General features: G+C 59.2%; 17 protein-coding genes and 1 tRNA gene. 14 read left to right on the top strand and 4 right to left on the bottom strand.

The window, feature by feature from the left end; genetic code table 11:
* The first annotated feature begins 36 nt into the window (after nucleotides 1–36).
* From DOCECA_RS14530 to DOCECA_RS14490, 9 genes are all read left to right on the top strand, one after another.
* Nucleotides 37–861 (top strand): substrate-binding periplasmic protein, encoded by an 825-nt coding sequence (locus DOCECA_RS14530; RefSeq protein WP_420767211.1) that lies wholly within the window; start codon nucleotides 37–39, stop codon nucleotides 859–861.
* A 9-nt stretch (nucleotides 862–870) separates the two neighbouring features.
* Nucleotides 871–1,230 (top strand): DUF4398 domain-containing protein, encoded by a 360-nt coding sequence (locus tag DOCECA_RS14525; RefSeq protein WP_420767212.1) that lies wholly within the window; start codon nucleotides 871–873, stop codon nucleotides 1,228–1,230.
* Nucleotides 1,227–2,036 carry an OmpA family protein gene (locus DOCECA_RS14520; RefSeq protein ID WP_434607074.1) on the top strand — a complete coding sequence of 270 codons (810 nt, stop codon included), beginning with the start codon at nucleotides 1,227–1,229 and terminating at the stop codon, nucleotides 2,034–2,036. Before DOCECA_RS14525 ends, DOCECA_RS14520 begins: the two co-directional genes overlap by 4 nt.
* A gap of 194 nt (nucleotides 2,037–2,230) precedes the next feature.
* Complete coding sequence (locus tag DOCECA_RS14515; protein ID WP_420767214.1) at nucleotides 2,231–3,673, top strand: aminotransferase-like domain-containing protein; 1,443 nt, start codon at nucleotides 2,231–2,233, stop codon at nucleotides 3,671–3,673.
* Between the two features lie 85 nt (nucleotides 3,674–3,758).
* Nucleotides 3,759–4,241 carry a translation initiation factor 2 gene (locus DOCECA_RS14510; protein ID WP_445572172.1) on the top strand — a complete coding sequence of 161 codons (483 nt, stop codon included), beginning with the start codon at nucleotides 3,759–3,761 and terminating at the stop codon, nucleotides 4,239–4,241.
* Nucleotides 4,242–4,389: 148 nt separating this feature from the next.
* Nucleotides 4,390–4,644 carry a YkgJ family cysteine cluster protein gene (locus DOCECA_RS14505; RefSeq protein WP_420767216.1) on the top strand — a complete coding sequence of 85 codons (255 nt, stop codon included), beginning with the start codon at nucleotides 4,390–4,392 and terminating at the stop codon, nucleotides 4,642–4,644.
* 54 nt (nucleotides 4,645–4,698) lie between these two features.
* Complete coding sequence (locus tag DOCECA_RS14500) at nucleotides 4,699–5,307, top strand: START domain-containing protein (RefSeq protein WP_420767217.1); 609 nt, start codon at nucleotides 4,699–4,701, stop codon at nucleotides 5,305–5,307.
* Between the two features lie 138 nt (nucleotides 5,308–5,445).
* Nucleotides 5,446–5,682 carry a hypothetical protein gene (locus tag DOCECA_RS14495; protein WP_420767218.1) on the top strand — a complete coding sequence of 79 codons (237 nt, stop codon included), beginning with the start codon at nucleotides 5,446–5,448 and terminating at the stop codon, nucleotides 5,680–5,682.
* A gap of 202 nt (nucleotides 5,683–5,884) precedes the next feature.
* Complete coding sequence (locus DOCECA_RS14490; RefSeq protein ID WP_420767219.1) at nucleotides 5,885–6,226, top strand: ribonuclease E inhibitor RraB; 342 nt, start codon at nucleotides 5,885–5,887, stop codon at nucleotides 6,224–6,226.
* A 161-nt stretch (nucleotides 6,227–6,387) separates the two neighbouring features.
* Here the strand turns inward: DOCECA_RS14490 and DOCECA_RS14485 are convergent, their stop codons facing one another.
* A complete protein-coding gene (locus DOCECA_RS14485) occupies nucleotides 6,388–7,200 on the bottom strand; it encodes a c-type cytochrome (RefSeq protein WP_434607069.1) in 813 nt (270 codons plus the stop codon).
* A 610-nt stretch (nucleotides 7,201–7,810) separates the two neighbouring features.
* On the opposite strand from DOCECA_RS14485, the gene DOCECA_RS14480 reads away from it, so the two are divergent.
* The 3 genes from DOCECA_RS14480 to DOCECA_RS14470 all read left to right on the top strand — a co-directional run bounded on the left by DOCECA_RS14480 (nucleotide 7,811) and on the right by DOCECA_RS14470 (nucleotide 12,008).
* A complete protein-coding gene (locus DOCECA_RS14480) occupies nucleotides 7,811–9,016 on the top strand; it encodes an acetyl-CoA C-acetyltransferase (RefSeq protein WP_434648525.1) in 1,206 nt (401 codons plus the stop codon).
* A gap of 26 nt (nucleotides 9,017–9,042) precedes the next feature.
* On the top strand, nucleotides 9,043–11,187 hold the full coding sequence (locus tag DOCECA_RS14475; protein WP_434648522.1) for a 3-hydroxyacyl-CoA dehydrogenase NAD-binding domain-containing protein: 2,145 nt from the start codon (nucleotides 9,043–9,045) through the stop codon (nucleotides 11,185–11,187).
* 86 nt (nucleotides 11,188–11,273) lie between these two features.
* Nucleotides 11,274–12,008 carry an amidotransferase gene (locus DOCECA_RS14470; protein WP_434648520.1) on the top strand — a complete coding sequence of 245 codons (735 nt, stop codon included), beginning with the start codon at nucleotides 11,274–11,276 and terminating at the stop codon, nucleotides 12,006–12,008.
* A gap of 95 nt (nucleotides 12,009–12,103) precedes the next feature.
* Here DOCECA_RS14470 and DOCECA_RS14465 read toward each other — a convergent pair whose 3' ends face one another.
* The 3 genes from DOCECA_RS14465 to DOCECA_RS14455 form a co-directional block, all read right to left on the bottom strand.
* Nucleotides 12,104–13,075, bottom strand: coding sequence for a magnesium and cobalt transport protein CorA (locus DOCECA_RS14465; RefSeq protein WP_420767224.1), 972 nt, complete (start codon nucleotides 13,073–13,075; stop codon nucleotides 12,104–12,106).
* Between the two features lie 132 nt (nucleotides 13,076–13,207).
* Nucleotides 13,208–13,930: a 1-acylglycerol-3-phosphate O-acyltransferase gene (locus tag DOCECA_RS14460; protein ID WP_420767225.1), complete on the bottom strand. Its 723-nt coding sequence runs from the start codon at nucleotides 13,928–13,930 to the stop codon at nucleotides 13,208–13,210.
* Nucleotides 13,931–14,116: 186 nt separating this feature from the next.
* Complete coding sequence (locus DOCECA_RS14455; protein ID WP_434607061.1) at nucleotides 14,117–14,806, bottom strand: crotonase/enoyl-CoA hydratase family protein; 690 nt, start codon at nucleotides 14,804–14,806, stop codon at nucleotides 14,117–14,119.
* 306 nt (nucleotides 14,807–15,112) lie between these two features.
* On the opposite strand from DOCECA_RS14455, the gene DOCECA_RS14450 reads away from it, so the two are divergent.
* Nucleotides 15,113–15,202, top strand: a tRNA-Ser gene (locus DOCECA_RS14450).
* 234 nt (nucleotides 15,203–15,436) lie between these two features.
* A complete protein-coding gene (locus DOCECA_RS14445; RefSeq protein WP_434648515.1) occupies nucleotides 15,437–16,459 on the top strand; it encodes a UV damage endonuclease UvsE in 1,023 nt (340 codons plus the stop codon).
* The last annotated feature ends 51 nt before the right edge of the window (nucleotides 16,460–16,510 follow it).

The raw sequence follows: 16,510 nt of genomic DNA, 5'->3' as shown, positions 1-16,510 counted from the left end.
GGGTTTTTTATTTCTGTTTCCGGAGCGCTTAGTGCCATGGATCTTCGCCGTTTGGCTTGCTCGTCGTTGTTCTGGGCGTTGGCGTGCGCGCCAGGGCTGTCTGCCGCCGCTGGCAAATGCGAGCGCCTGATCGCTACTGGCAGCCCCGATGCGCCGCCTTATCTTTGGCAAGATCCCCAGGATCCCAAGCATTTGATCGGTGCCGGGGCCGACCTGCTGGCGCAGGTGGCGCAGGCGCTGGGGATCAAGATCGAATTGCTCTACGCCGGCAAACGCGCCCAGGCGTTGGACGAAGTGCGCAGCGGACGCATGGACCTGCTCACCGATGCCCCGCTGACCACGACTGGGTTGCAAGCCTTGGATTACGTGCACCCGCCACTGCTGGAGAACGATTACCTGGTCTGGACACGCAAGGATTCGACGCTGGTGGTCGAGCGACCGGAGGATCTTCACGGGCATAACGGCGCCTTGTCGGAAAAGGCTCGCATGACACAAGGATTTGGCCTTTTCGCTGAGCAGAATCTAACCGTGACCCGTACGCCCAACCTGACCCAGGCCTTTCAGAAACTGCTCCTGGGTGAAGTGGAATATGTACTGGCGGGGCGCTACTCGGGCCTGGCGATGGCGCAGACGCTAGGGATGGCTAATGACTTGCAAGCCGCGCCGCAAGCGGTGGACAAGCCGGGCTTGTTCCTCGCGCTTTCCCATAACTCCGCCTGCAATGACCCATGGTTACGCGGACAGCTGGCGCAAAAGATGACAGAATTGGCCGCGTCTGGCCTGGCGGAGGCTGTGTTGCAGCGCAATCTGGAGCGTTGGAGAGCACAGTTGAAGTCCCCCGTCAGCGCCCCCAAACAGTAGGGAATATTAGTGACTATTCGACCTCTTTTCGCTGCCCTGGCCGTTCTGGCTCTGGCGGGTTGCGCAGCCGATCCAGCGCCGAATGAACAGATCCGCCTGACTGAACAGGCCATTGAGCAAGCGCGTGCGGTGGGTGCCACCACCGACGAAGTACCCGAATTGAAACTGGCTGAAGAAAAATTCACGCGCGCCAAATCCAACATGGCCGATGAATCCTATAAAAAGGCGCGCATGCGCGCTGAACAGGCCGAGTTGGATGCACGTCTGGCCGAAGCGAAGGTGCTGACGCTCAAGAGCCAGGAGCAATTGAACGTGCTCGACACTCGCATCAAGCGCTTGCGCAAACAGCTGAGGGAGGATGCCCAATGAAGCACTCCCAAGTATTGGGCGGCCTGGTCCTCGCGGGGCTGGCCAGTCTGTACGGTTGCGCCGGACAGCGCAGCGAGGTGGCGCTGGAAAAGGCCAGCGATGACTTCCAGAAGGTCAAGGAAGATGCCAACGTGCTGCGTGCGGCGCCCCGGGACGTGATCCGGGCCGGCGAATCCCTGGCCCGCGCCGATCGCTTGTCCAGCTACTGGGGCAGCGGTGAGGACGTGCAGCATTACGCCTACTTGAGTCAGCGCTACAGTCAGATTGCCCGTGAGCACAGCAACCAGGTGCTCAACGAAGAGCGCGCGACGAAGCTCGAGCTGGAGCGCCAGCGCCTGCAGCTGGCCCTGCGCGAATCCAAGCTGCTGAGTGTCCAGCAGCAGGGCAAGTGGCTTGAAGAGCAGATCATGGCGATGGCGACCACCCAGACCGATCGCGGCCTGGTGATGACCCTCGGGGATGTGCTGTTCGATACCGGCGAAGCCGAGCTGAAAAACTCGGCCAATCGCGTGGTGCTCAAGATCGTGCAGTTCCTGCAACTCAATCCCAAGCGCGTGGTGCGCATCGAGGGCTACACGGACAGCACCGGCGGCAAGCAGGAAAACCTCAAGCTGTCCCGCGACCGCGCTCAGGCCGTGGCGGACGTGCTGGTGGACCTTGGCATTGACGAAAAGCGCATCCAGGTCGAGGGCTACGGCGATCAATACCCGGTGGACGTCAACGCAACCGAGCGTGGCCGGGCGCAGAACCGTCGCGTTGAAATCGTATTCTCCGATGACAAGGGCCAGCTCGGCGCCGCCCGTTGAGGACGGCGTCACTGGAAAACCCGGCCCCTTCGAGGCGCCGGGTTTTTTTTCGCCTGATGTTTGGGATGAGTACAGTTGGGGCTGTCAACCCACTGTACTGTCGAGTAATCTGGCAACTGTCCCAGTACACTTCTAAACTGTGCCGGTAGAATTTCCGACAAGAATAAAACGCCTGCGAAATCGAGTACTGCGTCATGACCAACCTCCTGCTCTATCAACGTATTGCGCAACAGTTGGCGGAAGACATCCGGCGTGGGGTGTATCAGCCGGGTGAACGCGTGCCTTCGGTGCGCAAGATGAGTTCGCAGCTCAACGTCAGCCATGCCACCGTCCTCCAGGCCTATGCGAACCTTGAAGACCAGGGGCTGATTCGCGCGCGGCCGCAATCGGGCTATTACGTGCACCAGACGCCGGCGTTGACCGCGCCGACGCCGGACATTGCCCGGGTCGAGCGCCCCGGATTGGTGACGCGCAGCAGCATTATCCAACAGGTGTTGGTCGAGTCGCGCCGCGAAGGGGTGTTTCCGCTGGGCGCGGCGGTGCCGAGCGTTGATTATCTGCCCGTGCGGGCGTTGCATCAGCAGTTAGCCAAGGTCACGCGTTTCCACAGCCCGCGGGCGTTCAGCTACATGTTCAGTCCCGGCTTCGAGCCGTTGCGCCGCCAAGTCGCGATCCGCATGCGTGACGCCGGCGTGGTGGTGGATCCTTCCGAGGTCGTCATCACCCATGGCTGCGTCGACGCCCTGCAGATGTCCTTGCGCGTGCTGACGCGTCCCGGGGATTTGATCGCCGCCGAGTCGCCCACTTACTACGGGCTGCTGCAACTGGCGGATCTGCTGGGCCTGAAGGTCATCGAGATCCCCAGCGACCCGGTCACTGGCATGAGCCTTGAAGCCTTGCAATTGGCGGCCAACCAATGGTCGATCAAGGCGCTGGTCCTGACCACGCGCCTGAGCAATCCCCTGGGTGGCACGATGCCCGAAGAGCGGCAAAAACAACTGCTGCGCCTGGCATCGGATTTCGATATCCAGATCGTCGAGGACGATATCTATGGCGAACTGATGTTCGAACAGGGCCGGACCAAGGCATTGAAGGCCTACGATCGCTTGGATCGGGTGATCTACTGTTCGAGTTTCTCCAAGACCCTTTCGCCCGGCGTTCGGATTGGCTGGATGATCGCCGGCAAGTTCCAGCAGGAGATCCAGCGACTCCAGACGTTCAGCACCCATTCGGCGTGCAGCGTCACTCAGATGGGGATCGCGGCTTACCTGGAGAATGGCGGCTATGACCGGCACTTGCGCTATATTCGCCAGGAGTACCGCAAGAACCTCAGCGCTTTTCAATTGGCGGTGCAACAGCACTTTCCGGAAGGCACGCAGATGAGTCGTCCCACCGGTGGGTTCATTCTTTGGGTCAGCCTGCCGGGGCGGGTCAACACCCAGGAACTGCACGTCCGCGCGCTGCAACAGGGCATCAGCATCGCCCCCGGGCTGATTTTCAGTAATACCGAGCAATTCAACCACTGCATCCGCCTGAATTGCGGCATACCCTGGAATCGCGAGGCAGAGCGTGCGTTGATGACCCTGGGGTTGCTGGCGACCCAGTTGTGCCAGGAGACCGCCAGCGGGTTTTTATAGAAATCAGCGGCTTGGCCCGATGTGCTTGTCAGCGCCTCAATATCGGGCGAGCATGGACATCTCTGCCGTAGGTGTCGTCGTGTCTATGAAAGCCATTGTTCCTGCTGCGTGGGTTTTGATCGGCCTGTTGAGTGTCCTCGACATGGGGAGTGCCATGGCAGCTTCGGCCCAAGAGAAACCGGCCGCCAGCGCCGCCAAGCCCACCGCGAAGAAAACCGCCGAGATAAAGAAGACTGTCAAAAAGACGCCCGCCAAAACGGCCGCCGCAAAGAAAAAGCGCGCCCCCATTTCCTCCAAGAGCAAATCGGCCCGCGAAGTCGCCAAGACCCCTTTACCACCGGCCAGGCTGGACCTGAGCCTGCCACACGATATGGTCGATCAGTTGCAGCCACCCGGCAAGGTGCCCCTGCCCAAGCGTGAGCCACTGTTGCCGTCCATGTTTGGGGAAAAGCCGGGCCCATTCCAGCTCAACGGCCGTCTGCTGAGCAACGAGATGCAGCTGCCCTTGCGCAATCAGGAGCGCAACGAAGTGGAAGGCGCGGCACTGGAATTCGAATTCAAGCAATAAGGCCATGCAATGCTGCTGTTCGTCGCTGACTGCCGGGTCACTCCACCCACTACGAAAAAAACCCCCGGACGGCGATTTCAAACGGCTGTTTTAGCCGTTACCCTGTGTCCTGTTACCAATCATTACTTGTCGTGAGGATCCTGTCGTCATGAAGTGCCGTGAAGGCTGTGGCGCCTGTTGCATCGCCCCTTCCATCAGTTCTCCCATCCCTGGCATGCCCCAAGGCAAGCCGGCGGGAGAACGTTGCGTGCAGTTGTCGGCCGGTAATCTCTGCCTGATCTTCGGCCAGCCTGAACGCCCGGCGGTGTGTTCGGCGTTTGAGGCGGACCTTGAGGTCTGCGGCAATAGCAGCGAAGAAGCCATTCGATTGATTGGCTGGTGGGAGCAGGTCACGGCGGCGTAGTGGGACAACGATCGGAAACGACATGAACGAACTTGGACGATAAGGAAAACAATTATGGGTTCGCTGCATCGTATGGCTGTGTTGTGTGGATTGACCGTCCTGTTGGCAACAGCTACCGCCCAGGCAGAAGACTGGCAAGTCGCCAAGGAAAAGGAAGGTATCCAGGTGTCGCTGAGTGAGGTCGCTGGCTCGAAGTACAAGGCCTATCGCGGCGTGACCGTCATGAAAACCACCATGGCCAAACTGCGGGCCCTGCAGGAAGACGTTGCGGATGCGTGTGGATGGATCCATGAATGCAAGAGCCAGAAGTTGCTCAAGCACGAGGGCGACAAGAGCTGGACCTACACCCAATTCAATACGCCGTGGCCGGTCACGGCCCGCGACTCCGTGCTGGAAGTCACTACCGTTGAAGGAGCTGATGGCAGCCTCACTCGCAAACTCAAGGGCGTGCCTACCTATCTGCCGGAAGAGAAAGGCTTTGTGCGCGTGACGCAGGTCGAAGGCTTCTGGAAGTTCACCCCCAAGGCGGCGAACCAGATCGAAGTGACTTACCAAGTCCACACCGAGCCGGGGGGTGATGTACCGTCCTGGCTGGCTAACAAGTTCGTGGTGGACGCGCCGTTCAATACGCTGAAAGCGCTGAAAGAGCGTGCCGAAAAATAATCGGTAGGCCGCGATGAAGAAACCGCCCACGAGGCGGTTTTTTCATTGGTGCCGTCAGCGAACTCAGCGGAACGATTGTTTCGCCATCAATGTCGAGATAGACGTAAGCCCGGCCATGTATTGATCGAGGAGACACCGATGCAGAAGTGGGAAATCACTTTCGTTGATGATCACGGCGAAGCCGTCGCCGAGCAGTTCGATTACGACCAGGAGCCCACAATGGAACAGGCCGCCCAATTGATCCGCCAGAGACTGCTCCCCGTGCCCGCCAAGCTTGATCTCAACGATCTGGAAGGTCGCACGCAAGACCCTACGCTCAAAAGCCTCAAGACCCAAAACAGCATTGAAATCATCAGCATTAAACCGATTTCATGAAATTCATTGTTCGGTCCCGCTTGGCAGTGGCGATGACTTGAAGCTACTCTGCAACCGAGATCAGCGAAAGGATCGCCAAGGTCCGGTCTTGTCAGCTACATGCTTGTGTCCCGACGGCCAGTTGATGCCGTACTGCTTGTAACCAGCGGTTGCACGCACGGGAAGACGGAAAGTCTATCCATCGGTCTGAGGAGGACGTTTCATGAGCACAGCCTATCAAGAAGACATCAGCACCAGTGTGCTGCGCCGCATGAAAGAAGGCGGTTTCGATTTCTCCCAATTTCATCCCATCGAGTTCTATGCCATTTTCCCCGACGAGGAACGGGCGCGCAGGGCGGCAGGCCAATTCAGGGGGGAATCGCTGAATGCGCAGATCAGCGCGCGGGACGATGGAGCCTGGTCGCTCGAACTGAGCCGGGTGATGTACGCCACTTATGATGACATCGGCGATTTCGAGTTGAACTTCGAGGCCGTGGTCGAGCCCTTGGGTGGCGTTATCGAAGGGTGGGGCGTCAAGCAGGAGATCCGTCGCCTGCAGGCCTGAATGTTTTATGCATCCAGCAACGGCTGACCTTTGTGTCGGCCGTTTTCATGTTGGGTGCTGATCGATTTTCTGTCGTCATCGCGAGCAAGCTTGCTCCCACAATCGGTCTGCGATCCGCCACAACGCCCAGTGGTAACGGGCTTTGCGGCGAAGGAACGCGCCTACGGCTTCAACGGCTGCTTGCGTCCTGCCATGTGCTTCAAATACCCCACCAACAGGTCAAGCTCAGAATCCGGCAACACCGCTGCGGAGAATCCCGGCATTTTACCCTGTGGCCAGTGGCGCAAGCTTTGAGGGTCACGGATGTAACGTTTGAGGAAATCTTTCGAAAAGTATTCCGTAGGGTTGAAGGGAATGTTCAGGTCCGGTCCGAACTGCGCATCACCCGCGCCGTTGAGTCGATGGCAAGCCAAACAGTTTTTCTGAAACAACTCGAAGCCTTTGTTGACCGGATCGTTTTTGGCCAGGCTGGGCGAGGGCAGCAGGGCGGGGAAGCGGTCGGCCACTGGTGACAGGCGCTTGATGCTTGCCAGCGCATACGGCCATTGCTCGGGGCTGATATGGCCCGCTTGAGGATCGGTCCAGATCAGATAGAAAGGACCGGCGCTTTGCTTGCCTTCCCCCAACGCCGGCCAGGGTTTGGTCGGGTCCTCGATCGCCAGCCACGCGCGGGCGCCGTGTGCATTGAGTAATGGCGCCGCTGGCAGTTCAGCTGCGAAACCGTCCAGGGCTACGGCTTGCAGATGATCGTTCGGTTGCACCCCGGTCAATAGCGAGGTCAACGGCACGGCGCGATAGCTCATGGGTTTCTTGTAGGAAACGTCTTCGTTGATCTGAACCGTTTGAACGTCGGGATGCTTGAGTAGCTCTTCAGTCTGCCAGGTGCGGGTACCCGCGCCCAGCTCCAGCGTGAGCTGCGCCGCGTACAGAGGGCCGCTGATCAGCAGTGCCCCGAGGACAATAAGTGCTTTCAAGTGAATCGCCGTCCATGTCGAGAGGGAGGCGCAAAGGTTGGCACAGCCACCGTTGCCGGAACAATCAACCCTCTCACATTTATTTAGCGAAACGACTGTAATAAAGCGGACATCGCGCGTCTGGGTCAGCCGATCACTTTAGTGATGTTCGGCAAGATCAACAGCAGCGTCGTGGCGAAGAGAATGAGTCCGGCTTGACGAACTTTCGTATGTTTGAACATGGCTGACCCGCCTTTTTGTTATTTCCTGAGGCCAGCCTGCATTACTCCGTGACGGCTGGCGTTGCACTTCCTGTCTGACAAGCGCCTCGGCAAAACCCGACGACTTACTTGTACAAGGTTTACATTAGGGGCCGCAGCCGGCTTCGCTTAGACCCAATTAGTATCAGTTTATGGGTCCAGGTTATCAAAACAGCATGAGGCCTATTGCCAGCTGCTTGCGGGCCCTTTTGCTAGACAGCTTGCTTACCTGAAACGGTTAATCCGATAGCTCGCTACCGTTCGTCTGAGCGTGCCTGTCAATGTCGTTGAGCACTGAGGTCATTGAATCCGCCGCCGCTGGGCTTAAGGTTAGAGGTGTTTGTAAAAGCCGATCGCGGTTTGAGGATGTCATGACCGAAGCTATGATTTTTGACGCATTACGCACGCCTCGCGGTAAGGGAAAAGCTGACGGCGCCCTGCACACCGTCAAGCCGGTGAACCTGGTCGGTGGCCTGTTGACGGCGTTGCGCCAGCGCATGAGCCTGGACACCAGCCAGGTGGACGACATTGTGCTCGGCTGCGTGACGCCGATCGGCGATCAAGGTGCCGACATCGCGAAGACCGCCGCCTTGGTGGCTGACTGGGATGTCAGCGTGCCCGGCGTTCAGCTCAACCGCTTTTGCGCTTCGGGTTTGGAAGCGGTGAACCTGGCCGCGATGAAGATTCGTTCCGGTTTCGAAGACCTCGTAGTGGCGGGGGGCGTCGAGTCCATGTCCCGTGTGCCTATGGGCAGCGATGGCGGCGCATGGGCGCTGGACCCGCAGTCCAATCTGCACGGCCATTTCGTTCCCCAGGGCATCGGCGCCGACCTGATTGCCACCCTCGAAGGTTTCAGTCGCGAGGACATCGATGCCTTTGCGTTGCAATCCCAGCAAAAAGCCGCGCGAGCACGGGAGAACGGCTCGTTCGATAAATCCCTGGTGGCAGTACGGGACCAGAATGGCATCGTGCTGCTCGATCATGACGAATTCATCCGCGCCGACTCGACGCTCGAAGGCCTGGGCAAACTGCGGCCAAGCTTCGAAGCGATGGGCCAGATGGGCTTCGACGCCACGGCATTGCGCGTCTATAGCCATGTGGAGCGGATCAATCATGTGCACACGCCGGGCAATAGCTCGGGCATCGTCGATGGCGCCGCGCTGATGCTCATTGGCTCCCCGGCCAAAGGTCGCGAGCTGGGCTTGCAACCCCGGGCGCGGATTGTTGCCACTGCCGTCACCAGCAGCGAGCCGACCATCATGCTCACCGGTCCGGCCCCTGCCACTCGCAAGGTATTGGCCAAAGCTGGCCTGCGGGTCGAGGACATCGACCTGTTCGAAGTCAACGAAGCCTTTGCCTCGGTAGTGCTCAAGTTCATCAAGGACATGGCCATCGATCCCGCCAAGGTCAACGTCAACGGCGGCTCGATCGCCATGGGCCATCCGTTGGGCGCCACCGGTTGCGCAATCCTTGGCACGCTGCTCGATGAGTTGGAGGCGCGTCACCTGCGCTATGGCCTCGCGACACTGTGTGTCGGCGGCGGCATGGGCATCGCCACCCTTATCGAACGCCTCTGAGCCCCGATTTTGAAGGAACACTTTTCATGACCCATGCCATTCGTTTCGAAACCGGCCCGGACCGGATCGTCGTGCTGACCCTGGACATGCCGGGGCAGGCGGCCAACACCATGAACGCGATATACCGCGAGGCCATGGGCGCCTGCGTTGCTCGCCTGACCGCCGAAAAAGACTCGATCGCCGGCGTGATCATCACTTCGGCCAAAAAGACGTTTTTTGCAGGCGGCGACCTGAACGAGTTGGTCCAGGTCGACAAATCCCAGGCCCAGGCCTTTTACGAAACGGTGTCCGAGATCAAGGCGCAGCTGCGCGCATTGGAGACCCTCGGCAAACCGGTGGTCGCCGCTATCAACGGTGCGGCCCTGGGCGGCGGCTGGGAAATCTGCCTGGCCTGCCATCATCGGGTGGCGCTGGACCATCCCTCGGTGTTGATCGGCCTGCCGGAAGTCACCCTTGGCCTGTTGCCGGGCGGCGGCGGTGTGGTGCGGATGGTGCGCTTGCTGGGCTTGGAGAAGGCATTGCCGTATTTGCTCGAAGGCACCAGGGTTCGTCCGCAACAAGCGCTGCTGGCTGGTTTGATCGATGAGCTGGCGACGGATCGCGACGAGCTGCTGGACAAGGCCCGGGCCTGGATTCTCGCTAACCCGAGCGTGGCCCAGCCGTGGGACATGAATGGCTATCGGATCCCTGGGGGCACGCCGTCCGCCCCGGCGGTCGCCCAGATGCTGGCGATCGCGCCTTCGATTCTGCGCAGCAAGACCCAGGGCTGCCTGCCCGCACCGGAAAAAATCCTCTGTGCGGCGGTGGAAGGCGCGCAGGTAGGCTTCGATGCGGCGCAGTTGATCGAAACCCGATACTTCACCGAGCTGACGACCGGCCAGGTGGCGAAAAACCTGATCGGTACGTTCTGGTTCCAACTCAACGAGATCAAGGCTGGAGGTTCTCGCCCGCAGGGTTTTGTGCCTTTTCTGACGAAAAAAGTCGCTGTGCTCGGCGCCGGGATGATGGGCGCGGGTATCGCCTATGTCAGTGCTGCGGCCGGCATCGACGTGGTACTCAAGGACATTGATCTGGACGCAGCGCAAAAGGGTAAGTCCCGCGCGGCGTTGCTGCTGGACAAGAAAGTCGTCCGTGGCCAACTCACCGCGCAACGGCGCGACGCCATCCTGGCGAGGATCCAGCCGACCGACAGCGATGCGGACCTGGCCGGCTGCGACCTGGTCATCGAGGCCGTATTCGAAGACCGCGTCCTTAAAGCCAGCGTGACGGCCGCAGCCCAAGCGGTGGCCGGGCCGGACGCGGTGATTGCGTCCAATACTTCGACCTTGCCCATCACCGGCCTCGCGATGGCGGTGCCGGACGAGGGCAAATTCATCGGGCTGCATTTCTTCAGTCCAGTGGAAAAAATGCCCTTGGTCGAGATCATCAAGGGTGCCCGCACCTCTGACGAAACGCTTGCCCGTGGCTTCGATTTCGTCCGGCAAATCGACAAGACGCCGATTGTCGTCAACGACAGTCGTGGGTTTTTCACTTCGCGGGTGTTCGGCACCTTTACCCACGAAGGCATCGCGATGCTCGGCGAAGGCGTGAGCGCGCCGATGATCGAAACCGAGGCACGCAAGGCCGGGATGCCGGTCGGGCCGCTGGCTGTCTCCGACGAAGTTTCACTCAGCCTGATGAGGCATATCCGCACGCAGACTGCCAAAGACTTGCGAGCGGAGGGGAAAACTCCGACCGAACACCCCGCATTCGCTGTGATCGATCTGCTGCTCGAAGAATACAAACGGCCAGGTAAAGCGGCCGGAGCCGGTTTCTATGAGTACCCAACCCAAGGGCAGAAATATCTCTGGCCGGGGCTCAAGGCGCGTTTCGACAAACCCGCGGGGCAGATTCCAGCCCAGGATATCCGTGATCGTCTGCTGTTCATCCAGGCCCTGGAAACCGTTCGCTGCGTCGAGGAAGGCGTTGTCACCTCGACGGCGGACGCCAATATTGGCTCGGTCTTCGGCATCGGATTCGCGGTCTGGACGGGCGGGGCGTTGCAGTTTATCAACCAGTACGGTTTGCCGGCGTTTATCGCCCGCAGCCAGTACTTGGCCGAGCAATACGGCGAACGTTTTTCACCCCCGGCACTGTTGCTGGAAAAGGCCGCCGCTCAAGCACTGTTCTGACTATGCGCGGGGGCTTGCCTTGGGACGGTGTTTCAGGGCAGGCTCTGGGGTGTGCAATATTCCCATCATCGTGTCAGGTATTTTTTATGTCGCTACGCATCTGCATTCTGGAAACCGATATCCTGCGTCCAGAACTGGTCGACCAGTATCAGGGTTACGGGCAGATGTTCCAGCGCCTGTTTTCGCAGCAGCCCATTGCGGCCGAATTTCTCGTGTACAACGTGGTGGAAGGGCAGTATCCAGGCGACGATGAACAATTCGACGCTTATCTGGTGACCGGCAGCAAGGCGGATTCCTTCGGGACCGATCCGTGGATACAGACGCTCAAGACTTATCTCCTGGACCGCTACCAGCGTGGCGACAAGCTGCTAGGCGTCTGCTTCGGCCATCAATTGCTGGCACTGCTGTTGGGCGGCAAGACCGAGCGCGCCAGCCAGGGTTGGGGGGTGGGTACCCATCGCTACAAACTCGCGGCCAAGGCCCCCTGGATGAGCCCGGTGATGGAGGAGCTGACCTTGTTGATCAGCCATCAGGATCAAGTCACCGAGCTCCCGGTAAATGCCACCGTCATCGCCTCGAGCGATTTCTGCCCGTACGCGGCTTATCACATCAATGATCAAGTGCTGTGCTTCCAGGGCCATCCAGAATTCATCCACGACTATTCCCGGGCCTTGTTGGAGATTCGCCAGCAACACCTCGGTGAGAAGATCTACAGCCAGGGCGTGGCGAGCCTGGAACAGGAACATCACGGTACGACGGTAGCGGAGTGGATGATGCGTTTCGTCGCCCATAAACCCCAAGCCGATGCCGCCCAGGGCTGACTACTCGGGCATGCCACCGTTGATCAGCGGTTCACTGCTGATCAACGGTGGGAAGCTGCTCGCGAAGAAGGCTACGCAAATCCCGTCGAAAAATCCTACAACCACCCCGACCGCTTGAAACTTGCCCACAACGCGGTACATCCAACCCCGATGAACCCGAGCACCAGGAAATATCCATAGTGCCAGGTCAGCTCCGGCATGTTTTCGAAGTTCATCCCGTAGATGCCGGCCACCGCCGTCGGAAACGCCAGGATTGCCGCCCAGGCGGCGAACTTGCGTTGCACCACGCTCTGGCGCGAGGCTTCGAGCAGCACGCCGATTTCAATCGTCTGGCTAGCGATGTCCGCCAGGGTCGCCAAGTCTTCCATCTGCCGTGTGACGTGGATCTGCACGTCGCGGAAATAGGGGCTCATGTTCTTGTCGATGAAGGGGAAATCCAGGCGCTGCAGTTCTTCGCTGATTTCCACCATCGGCGCCGCATAGCGACGCAGGCGCAGCACGTCGCGGCGCAAACTATGCAGGTTCTGGATGTCCCGCTCATTCAGGGCGCTGCATAGCACGTTGCGCTCCAGTTCATCGATCTCGGCATGAATGGCTTCGCCCACCGGCAGGTAATTTTCAATGACGAAATCGAGGATTGCGTAAAGAACGAAATCCTCCCCGTGCTCCAGCAGGATAGGACGTGCCTCACAGCGTTGTCGGACATGGGCGTAGGACGCCGAGTGACCGTTGCGGGCGGTAATGATGTAGCCCTTGCCGGCGAAGATATGGGTTTCGATGAACTGCAGCTTGCCGTCCTTGCGCACCGGCGAATACGTGACGATGAACAGCGCATCGCCGAACGTTTCCAGCTTGGGCCGGCTGTGCTTCTCCATCGCGTCTTCAATCGCCAGCTCATGCAGGTTGAACTGGCGCTGCAGGTTGGTCAGCTCCTGGGTGCTGGGCTCTTCGAGGCCGATCCACACGAAGTGTCCGGGCTTCGCCGCCCAGGCGCTGCCTTCATCGAGGGTGATATTGGTGACTTTCTTACCGGCGCTGTAAACCGCAGCAGCAACAACTCTACCCATGATGTGGTTCGCTTCTTCTTGGAAATTGGCAGTGGGGGCAGCGTCCAGCTTAGCGCGCCACGCTGATTGAGAGTCAGCGAAATTCGCGAAGTTCGCGTAAAAGAAAACCCGCCGTAGGGGCGGGTTTCTTGTTCACATGGGCTGCAACTGCCGGTCCATCGTCTCGATGCACTCGCGCATCTGCTCACGACATTGAGCGATAAGGCGAGGCATGTCGTCCATGCTCAGGCCCGCCGTGGGAATTGCCGGCAGGGAGCGTATGAGAATGTCACCACTGCGCCAGCGATTGAGCTGCATATGCTTGATATAAGTGCTCACACAGACTGGGATGATCGGCACTCCGGCAGCAATCGCCATCTGGAACGCGCCTTTCTTGAACGGCAGCAATTCAGCGCCCAAGTTGCGTGTGCCTTCCGGAAACACCCAGATCGAGGTGTCTTCATGCTGGAGGGTGTGGGTGGTGGTCAGCATCGACTTGCGGGCCTTGATTGCATTGCCCCGATCAATCAACACGTTGCCCGCCAGCCAGAACAATTGACCGAACAGCGGTACCCATTTCAGGCTCTTCTTGCCGATGCACACGGTACGACGCGGTACCACATTGCCGAAGACAAACAGATCATAGTTGGATTGATGATTGGCGATGATCACGCTGCTCTGGGCTTTATTCGCCAGTGTGTCGACTTCGGCCTTGACCCGCAGGCGCAGGATCCACATCGCGGGTACCGCATACAGCCTGGCGCACAGACGGCTGTTGTCAGGGTTGAACGGGCGACACACACCCAGAATCACTCCCAACACACCCGCCAGGATAAAGTGCAGGCCCATCAAAGACATACGCAGTGCAAACAACATCAACAGGCCCCACAGGGACAAAAGGTGGCGCAGTGTACGGATGTGCACTGTTTTCAGCAATTGCCCCTACAGAGGTAGGAGATGGGCGATGTTTAAGCTGATGTTTCGAAATGGCGCGTAAGAAGCGGCTTAGAGCGGTCGCCGGGTTTTAAGCCGCACGTGTCGGAACCTCACTTCAGCCAGGGTTCAGCCCATGTATTCCTGGTCCAGCAATATCGCGCTGTCCAACGCATCCAGCAGCGACTTGCGAACCTTAAGCTTGGTGTTTTTGTGGGCGGTCATATTGATCTTTTTCAACTGACGCGCCGCTTCCAACGCCGTAGCTTGCAATTCGTCCGCCGACACCACCTTATCGAGGAAGCCCGCATCCACGGCGCTCTGGGGATTGAACATCTCGCCATTGATGACCGAGCGGTGGAATGCCGACTTGCGCAACCGATCCCGGGCCAGCTCGATACCGGCATGGTGCATGGTCATGCCGATCTGCACCTCGTTCAGGCCGATCGTGAACGGCCCTTCGACACCAATGCGGTAATCCGCCGACAACAACAGGAACGCTCCCTTGGCGACCGCATGCCCCGGGCAAGCGACAATGACAGGGAAGGGGTGCGACAACAGGCGGCGAGCCAGGGTCGAACCGGACGCCACCAGGCTCACCGCTTCCTTGGGACCTGCGGTCATTACTTTCAAATCGTACCCGCCCGACAGAATCCCCGGCTGCCCGGTAATGATCACCACCGCGCGATCGGCCACTGCCTGGTCCAACGCAGCGTTGAACGCGGCAATCACATCAGGCGAAATGGCATTGACCTTTCCGTTGTTCAAGGTCAGGGTCGCGATACCGTCTTCGAGATGGTAGGCAATCAGGTCGCTCATGACGCTATTCCTTGTAAGAGAAGTCAGCAGACGTTACCCACCGTCGCAGGCCAGGTAAAGCGCCGTGACTGACTCACCGGTCAGCCCCGCCCCTTTCAAACGGCCTCGCCCGCCCGATGGGCCGCGCTTGCTTCTATAAGCGGGCCTGCGGACAAAGCCGAAGTTTGGCCGGTTTGCCATGCCCCGACCCGTTTGAAATGCTGGCCTGCCTTAAGCACATGAAAATTCTGAAAAAAACCTTTGCCATCGCCAAGGCTTTCGACTACATTAGCGCGCCTCGACAGACTGAACAGTTTGCCGAGACACGGTGAAGTGTCCGAGTGGCTTAAGGAGCACGCCTGGAAAGTGTGTATACAGGAAACTGTATCGAGAGTTCGAATCTCTCCTTCACCGCCACATTCTACAAACACAAACCCCTGATTTTCCTAGAGAAAGTCGGGGGTTTGTGGTTTTTGGCGTCTGGAAAAGGGTGGTATGGGAACAATGTGGGACCAGCCCACGCTTCTGTTCTGGCCGGCACTGCCTGATCTCGAACACTTTCCGAGGAAAGCTGTTTCAACGACCAATCAAAAACGACGACTCGGCCGCCAGGATGTCTACCGCCAATAGACTCAAAGGCCAGGACTCCCCATGACCCACCCCCGCATTGGCTTCGCCTGCCAATACCGGCACCCTGATCGCGGCCTCTCGGCGGCCGCGCTAAAGACAATCGAAGCCCCCTTCAATCCGCGCACCACAACGTTGCGCTGGATGGACAGCGTCTCCCCACAGGTCGCCCGCGACAAGCTGTTGGAAATCATCACGCACAATCTCGACGCGCAGTTACGCCTTATCGCCTACGTCGCCGAGCTTCCCCCGACCCTGCGCATGCTTCGGCTGAGTAGCGATCTATTGCCGTTCTACAGTCATCCGAAGGTGAGCGCGTTCTATCAGGACCCTGCCATCCAAGCCCAACTGGAAGAGCGCTTTGGCGCGATCGGGGATCTGGCGCGTTCAGCGGATATCCGCCTGTCCTTTCACCCTGGGCAATACTGCGTGCTCGGTTCGGATAAACCACCGGTGGTGGAGAACAGCCTCGCCGAGTTCGAGTACCACGCCGACATGATCCGGATGATGGGCTTTGGTCGGCATTTCCAGGATTTCAAATGCAACGTGCACATTGCCGGGCGGCTGGGGGGCGAGGGGATACGTTCGGTCTGGCCACGGTTGTCGGAGGCGGCGCGCAATTGCATTACCTTCGAAAACGAGGAAAAGACCTACGGCCTGGATGATTGTCTGGAACTTGCCGACCTCGCACCCATCGTGCTGGATATCCATCACTGTTGGATCAACGAGAACGATTACATCGCGCCGGATTCCCCACGAGTCGATCGCGTCATCGACAGTTGGCGCGGCGTGCGGCCCACCATGCATTACTCGCAACCCCCGGAGCGGCTTCAGGCGTTGGGTTTCGATGCCGACGGTAAGCTTGAGATGGATGCCTTGTTGAGGGTCGTGTCCAAGCGTGACCTGTACGGCCACAGCGCGCAGATGTGGAATCGCTGGACGAACCAGTACGCCCTCAGGTTTCTGGACCGGTTCGACATTATGTTGGAGGCGAAGGACAAGAATCTGGCAGCGCAGGGTTTCTACGAGGACGTTGTACGGCGTTGATGGCGGTATCCACGTGATAGCTCAGCGCCAAACAGCATCAGGCAACCCCAC

The sequence above is a fragment of the Pseudomonas sp. E102 genome (genome assembly GCF_052660185.1).
Note: the sequence above shows the minus strand (reverse complement) of the source record. Positions and strands in the feature narration are given on the sequence as shown.